This window comes from Leptolyngbya sp. AS-A5 (genome assembly GCF_039962495.1).
GTDB lineage: Bacteria > Cyanobacteriota > Cyanobacteriia > Leptolyngbyales > Leptolyngbyaceae > Leptolyngbya.
In genome coordinates this window covers 1-6,470 of the sequence record NZ_JAMPLL010000073.1, presented here as the reverse complement: position 1 = coordinate 6,470, position 6,470 = coordinate 1, and the positions used below count along the sequence as shown (strand labels likewise).

General features: G+C 46.5%; 4 protein-coding genes. All 4 read left to right on the top strand.

What is annotated here, in order from left to right; translation table 11 throughout:
• Positions 1-753: 753 nt before the first annotated feature.
• Positions 754-3,633 carry a response regulator gene (locus NC980_RS25990; RefSeq protein WP_190375044.1) on the top strand — a complete coding sequence of 960 codons (2,880 nt, stop codon included), beginning with the start codon at positions 754-756 and terminating at the stop codon, positions 3,631-3,633.
• Between the two features lie 320 nt (positions 3,634-3,953).
• Complete coding sequence (locus NC980_RS25985; protein WP_242026505.1) at positions 3,954-4,559, top strand: ParA family protein; 606 nt, start codon at positions 3,954-3,956, stop codon at positions 4,557-4,559.
• Entirely contained in the window at positions 4,556-5,305 is a 750-nt protein-coding gene (locus tag NC980_RS25980; RefSeq protein WP_190375042.1) for a ParB/RepB/Spo0J family partition protein, read from the top strand. The genes NC980_RS25985 and NC980_RS25980 overlap by 4 nt, the downstream gene beginning before the upstream one ends.
• Positions 5,306-5,351: 46 nt before the next feature.
• Positions 5,352-6,197 carry an Rpn family recombination-promoting nuclease/putative transposase gene (locus NC980_RS25975; protein ID WP_190375045.1) on the top strand — a complete coding sequence of 282 codons (846 nt, stop codon included), beginning with the start codon at positions 5,352-5,354 and terminating at the stop codon, positions 6,195-6,197.
• Positions 6,198-6,470 lie beyond the last annotated feature (273 nt).

Genomic DNA, 6,470 nt, shown 5'->3' with positions numbered 1-6,470 from the left:
CCGAGGAGATTGCCCAGATTTATGAGTTGGAACTGTAAACGCATAGTAACTGGGTACAGGCAGCGCTTATTGCTGCTATCAAAAAAGGCTCGTTTACGGATAGGGCACAAAAAAGATTGTGTCGCAAATACTTTTTAGTGACAAACGAAGTATCTCGTTCGCGTTCCGTTAAGCACTAATTCCGAAGAGTTTTTCAATCCTTGAAGTGTACAGCGCTCAGACTGGCTGGATGACGCGAACTTGTCCCGATGTCATTTAATGAGTCACTGTACACTAGCTATCTTTCCCATTGATTAGAGCTGGCCAGCAAAGGTACGAGTGTCATGCGACGATTTGAGCGAGTGCAAGTCTTAATGCTGAGTAAGCAGCTTATCCTGATGATTTCACTATACTAAAAGCGATTTATGCCTGCCCGGAATTATTCTGACAAAACAGTAAAGGACGAAAATAAATAATCATTAAGAAGTTCACCTTTCTTCTCAGAAAGACTGGCCAACGCTATCACTAGCCTCTACCATAAGACATAGGCGTGAGACATAGGCTGGGATTTTGCATTACTTCCCAATATATCTGTAGCACTTGATATCTGTAGCACTTGGTTTATTCTCGCAGCAAAGATACGGGTAGCCATAGTTGGTTTTCGCTTCTAAAACCCGCGTCATGGAGTAGCCTCAGTGGCTTTGTAGTTTAATTGCAGTATTCCGAGCAGAACTTGATTGATACCGCCACAAATAAATGCCCCCTGAAAACCTCATGTCACACTCTATCGCTACAGTCTCTTCACCAAAAACAGATATTTATATGGGTCGATCCAGCCAACAGATTAAGGCAGAAATTGAGGCAACACTTGGATTTATCCCTCCCTTTTTCGAACCTGCAGAACCCTCTCCCCAAGTATTGGAGAACCTTTGGCAGCAGACGCTCGCTGCCTATATTCATAATCCTCTGCCAGCCTTATTTAAGGAGAAACTTTCTGCCTACCTTTCGCGCTTTTGTGTCGTTCCTTACTGCATGATTTGTCACAGCTGTACCCTACGCCCTCTGGGACTGTCGGCACGAGAGGTTCTCGCACTACTTGACTCTCCACCGCCTGTGCTCGCAGCACTCGACGAGCATCTCGAAAAGTTGGCAACGCAACCCCGTCCCTTGGAGGATTGGTCTAACTTAACCCCTTCGGCTGAAGCTAGTCTGCTTCAGGTGGCAATTTTTATTGCCTTGGAGAGCGAACAGGCGAAGACTTACCGCGATACTCTACAGCAGTTTCTAGGCGTTGTGAATTACAAGCATTTGCTTGCCTTTATTGCTTATGTTAAAGCGTGTCATGCCTGGATGGAGCTCCATCCTGAAGTTGTTTATGAAGCCGATCAGCGCGTGCAGAGCAACTTGAATGTGTTACTCGAAGAGGAACCCAATTTGGCTAACTTCTTTGGAAACTACCAAGAGAGAGTCAAGCTGGAACGCCAAAGTCGAGCGGAGCAACTTGCTGAACTGGCGAAGCAGCAATGGCGAGAGAAAATCCTGCGTCAACAGGTCGATCGCGAGCGGGTAATGACCGAAATTGCTCAGCGCATTCGTGGATCGTTGGATTTGAAGGAGATCTTAAGAACGGCTGTCACAGAGGTTCAGCAGTTTCTTCAGGTGGATCGCGTGTTTATTTATCGTTTTGCATCGGATTGGAGCGGTGAGGTCACCGTCGAAGCCGTTGTTCCAGGGTGTTTACCGATCCAGGGAAGGAGAGTGATGGACTCCTTCTTTATCCAACCTGGCAATCGAGCACTTTATCAGCAGGGACGAATTCACGCAGTTTCTGATATTCGCGCTGGAAATCTCTCCCAATGTCATCTTGAGTTGTTAGACTGCCTCCAAATCCGGGCGAACTTAGTTGTGCCGATTGTGCAAGACGAGCAACTCTGGGGACTGCTTGTGGCAAATGACTGCACCCAAGTTCGACCCTGGCAATCGATCGAACTAGAGCTGCTCAAGCAACTATCCACCCAGCTAGCGATCGCCATTCAGCAAGCCCAACTGCACCAACAAGTGCAGACCGAACTGATGGAACGTCAGCGCTCCGAAGAGAAAATTCGGGAGCAAGCCGCGCTGCTTGATGTCACAACCGATGCCATTTGGGTTTTAGATTCAAATTATCAAATCCTCTTCTGGAATCGGGGCGCTGAACAACTTTACGGTTGGCTGAAAGCTGAAGCGTCAAGCCTTCGTGCCAACGATCTGCTGTGTCAAAAAGTTGCGCCTACACTCGAGAAAATTCAAAAGACTGTGCTTGAAGCCGGCAAGTGGCAGGGAGAATTGCACCAATTGACCAAAGACGGCAAAGAGATTTTGGTTGAGAGTTGCTGGACCGCCATGTTTGAAGCTGATCAACTGAAATCGATCTTGGTTATCAATACAGACATTACTCAGAAGAAACAACTTGAGCGGCAGTTTCTTCACGCCCAGCGGCTAGAGAGCTTGGGGACACTAGCAGGCGGAATTGCTCATGACCTCAACAACATTTTGACCCCCATCCTTGCGGTCTCCCAGTTGCTTCAGCTCAAACTCACGGATGCAGATGAGTCGACGCGGCAGTTCCTGAAGATACAGGAAACGAATACGAAACGGGGAGCAGCGCTCATCAACCAAATCCTATCGTTTGCACGGGGAGCCGAGAGCAAACGCAGAGCACTTCAAGTGCGATACGTGATTGCGGAAATAAAGCAGATTATTGACGGAACGTTTCCCAAGTCAATTGAAGTCTCAACTCAGATTGACACTGACCTTCAGGTTGTTTCTGCTGACACAACACAACTGCATCAAGTGCTGATGAATCTGTGTGTTAATGCTCGGGATGCCATGCCCGCGGGAGGATGCTTAAGTGTTTCTGCTCAAAATCTCTGGATTGACGAAAGCTATGCACACATGCATCTTGATGCCAAGGTTGGTCCTTATATAGTCATTTCTGTCGCGGATACGGGTAGCGGGATTTCGCCTGATGCCATCGATCACATCTTTGATCCATTCTTCACCACGAAGGAGGTGGGGAAAGGAACAGGACTTGGACTGTCCACGGTGAATAGCATTATCCGAAGTCACGGAGGCTTTATCAATGTTTATAGCGAAGTCGGACAAGGCACCCAATTTAAGGTTCACTTGCCAGCGATTGCAGGAAGGGAAACTCAATCGATCCGAGAAATAGAACAGCCCCTCGGCAATGGAGAGTTAATTTTAGTGGTGGATGATGAAGGGAGCATTTGTGAGATTACAAAAACGACGCTAGAAACTTCTGGATACAAGGTTTTAACGGCTAATGACGGCATCGAAGCGCTTGCTTCGTATGCCCAACATAAGGACAAAGTAGACATTGTTTTGATGGACATGATGATGCCGAACATGACAGGTCCCGCAGCAATCCAGATTCTTAAGAAAATGAATCCGCTCGTCAAAGTGGTTGCGGTGAGTGGGCTTCCTTCGAGTGACAACGTGAAGGAAGCGATGCATCTAGGAGCCAGCGCATTTCTGTCGAAACCCTATACCGCTCAGGAATTACTAAAGGCGCTGCATAAGGTAATGCATGCGGTGGGTCAGCCAAGTGAGCAGGAGTCTAGTTGGACTGATGCAATGCCCATCAGCCCTTTCTAATATTTTCGCAACGCTGCCTCCATTGAGAAAAGACCCTTTTTTGATAGGGCTTTTTGTCACTCCTTAGCAGAACCCGAAAGCTAAGGAAACCAAAGGTTCTTCTTAAATGCTGAAATTGATGAAAAGACAGCCCTTTTTTGATAGGGCTATATGCTCGGATTTATTGAAGGTTAAAAAGTATAATCTGCGATTAGTGATTGTTAGATTTACACAAGATGATGCCAACTGAAGGACGATCGCCAAGTTTGTATCTACTCAGTTATTCTGTGAAAAGTACGCATGTCGTACTTTTTATTTTCGCTTGCACTTGAAAGGCTAAAATGATCGGCATGATTATTACTATTGCATCTTTCAAAGGTGGGGTTGGCAAAAGTACGACTGCTATCCATATTGCTACTTACCTTGCCAGCAAACGAGGTAAAACTGTGCTTGCTGACGGAGACTTAAACCGTTCTGTCATTCAGTGGGCTGAACGTGGTGGCAAAAGTGTGCCTTTTCTCGTTTGTGATGGTGAATCTATTCCTGCTGACTACGATCACCTTGTGATTGATACCGCTGCGCGTCCCACTGATGCTGATCTCGCTGCCCTTGCCGAAACCTCCAATCTCCTTGTTATTCCTTGTACCCCAACAACTTTTGCTCTTGAAGCTACGATTGGAACGCTCACGACTTTACCGACAGATCGATATCGCATCCTGCTCACTGTTGTCCCTCCCAAGCCTAGTCGAGAAGGCGAGAAAGCTCAACAAGCCCTCAAGAAAGCAGGGCTTCCTATCTTTAAACCCATGATTCGACGATTTTCCGCTTACCTTAAAGCAGAGAACGCAGGTGTTCCCGTCAACCAAATTCGTGACCCAAAAGCTGGTGAAGCTTGGCTTGAGTACGAAGCCGTTGGCAAAGAATTGTGGAAGGTAGCTAAGAAATGACTGATTTAGACAAAATTATTGCAGCTGCACGAGCTAAACAGCCCCTGTCCTCCTCTCCAGAACAAATTAATTCATTTTCTCAAGGCAGCACACTACTACTTGACGAGATTCAGCCGAGATCGCAAAACACTCGCACGCTTAATCCTGTTCATGTGGAAGCCCTTGCCGAATCTATCTCTGTTTTGGGTCTCATTGAACCCCTTGTTGTAGATAAACAGAAGCGACTCTTAGCTGGTGGGCATAGGCTTGCTGCAATCATTCATCTCAAAACGCATCAGCCTATTGCTTACCACCGACACTTCCCAAATGAGCAAATTCCGATTCGCTCTCTAGCAATTGACGCTGATCAGGAACCTGACCTGGCGCTACAAATTGAGGTCGCTGAAAATGAGCAGCGTCGCGACTACACCCCTACTGAAGTGAAAGAGATTGCAGCTCGCTTAAAAGCATCAGGTTATGTTGAGGTCCAAGGTCGCCCTAAAAAGGGACAAAAGCCGCTAATGCCTGCTTTAGCTGTCGTTGTGGGAAAGAACCTTCGCACAATTCAGCGGTATTTGTCAGAAGACACAATATCCATAAGAAGTTCATCTCTAAAAAGTACGACACGTGTCGTACTTTTGAAGCAGACTCTTGCCAAACTTAAGCAGATTCAATCTGATCCACCTACAACTCAGGAAGGGAAACAGCTTTTAAGGATTCTGCCAGAAGTTATGACCTTGATAGAGCAGTGTATTGAAGAAGGTTAAAAACCAAGATTTAGAAAGACATGAACAGGTCGGAGATGTCGATCTAGTGCGTCGTGATTCAATTTTCTATAAATTATTCCAACAGGCTCCAACGCTACTGTTTGAGTTGTTAGAAGAGTTCCCCTCGAATGCTGGGCAGTATCGCTTCGACTCGGTTGCAGTGAAAGAACCCAGATTTGAGATTGACGGCGTGTTTTTACCACCAGATACTGAGCCGGGTGTTGTCTATTTCTGCGAAGTTCAGTTTCAGCGGGATGAGGTGCTGTATGAGCGACTATTTGGTGAGTCGTTTTTGTATTTCTACAGAAATCGGAGCCGTTTCACGGACTGGCAGACTGTGATTATTTACCCATCTCGCTCGACTGAGCAAACAGAAACGCACCCTTATCGATCACAGTTAAATAGCGATCAGGTGCATCGAGTGTTCTTGGATGAGTTGGGGGAGGTTGAACAGTTGCCGCTAGGGGTAGCGCTGATGGCTTTGACAACGGTTGATGAAGCGGGTACGCCGGAAGTAGCGAGGGCTCTGCTAGAGCGATCGCGGGGAGAAGCATCTCAAGAGGCAATCCACGCCATAATTGAGATGATTACGACGATTCTGGTTTACAAATTCACAAATCTAAATCGGCAGGAGGCGGAAGCAATGCTAGGAATTACAACCCTTCAAGAAACACGATTCTATCAGGAAGCGAAGGAAGATGGACGCGAGGAAGAAGGGAGAGGGTTGGTTCTACGTCTATTAAATCGTTGTTTTGGAGTGTTGCCTGAATCCTTGTCATTGGAGATTGCCAACTTATCGCTGACTCAAATCGAATCTCTGGCAGAAGCACTACTGGATTTTCAAACGCTCTCTGATTTGGAGGTATGGTTACAGCATTTGCAAACGAATTGACAGCTTTAGTCTGCTGTGGCTTAACTGTCACAATTCTAAGGATGCAATCTCGCTTGGACCAATCTTGAAGTAAATCACTGTTCGGTTATATTTTCAAACTCGCATTCGCTCGTTGCGTAACTGCCACAAGCTTAACGACAAAGCAAGCTTTCAAGGATGAACTTCTGCATTCTACAGACTGTGTGAAAACTCAAGAGAAAGTACAGATGAGCTACCCTGAGAAAGTGTTTCTAATCAACAAATGAGATGCCCCACATCCAAGGGCGAGATCGG

What these genes read in the sequence shown, in the direction of transcription:
- NC980_RS25990 (WP_190375044.1), top strand. Translation starts at nt 754, where the DNA reads ATGTCACACTCTATCGCTACAGTCTCTTCACCAAAAACAGATATTTAT.
- NC980_RS25985 (WP_242026505.1), top strand. Translation starts at nt 3,954, where the DNA reads ATGATCGGCATGATTATTACTATTGCATCTTTCAAAGGTGGGGTTGGC.
- NC980_RS25980 (WP_190375042.1), top strand. Translation starts at nt 4,556, where the DNA reads ATGACTGATTTAGACAAAATTATTGCAGCTGCACGAGCTAAACAGCCC.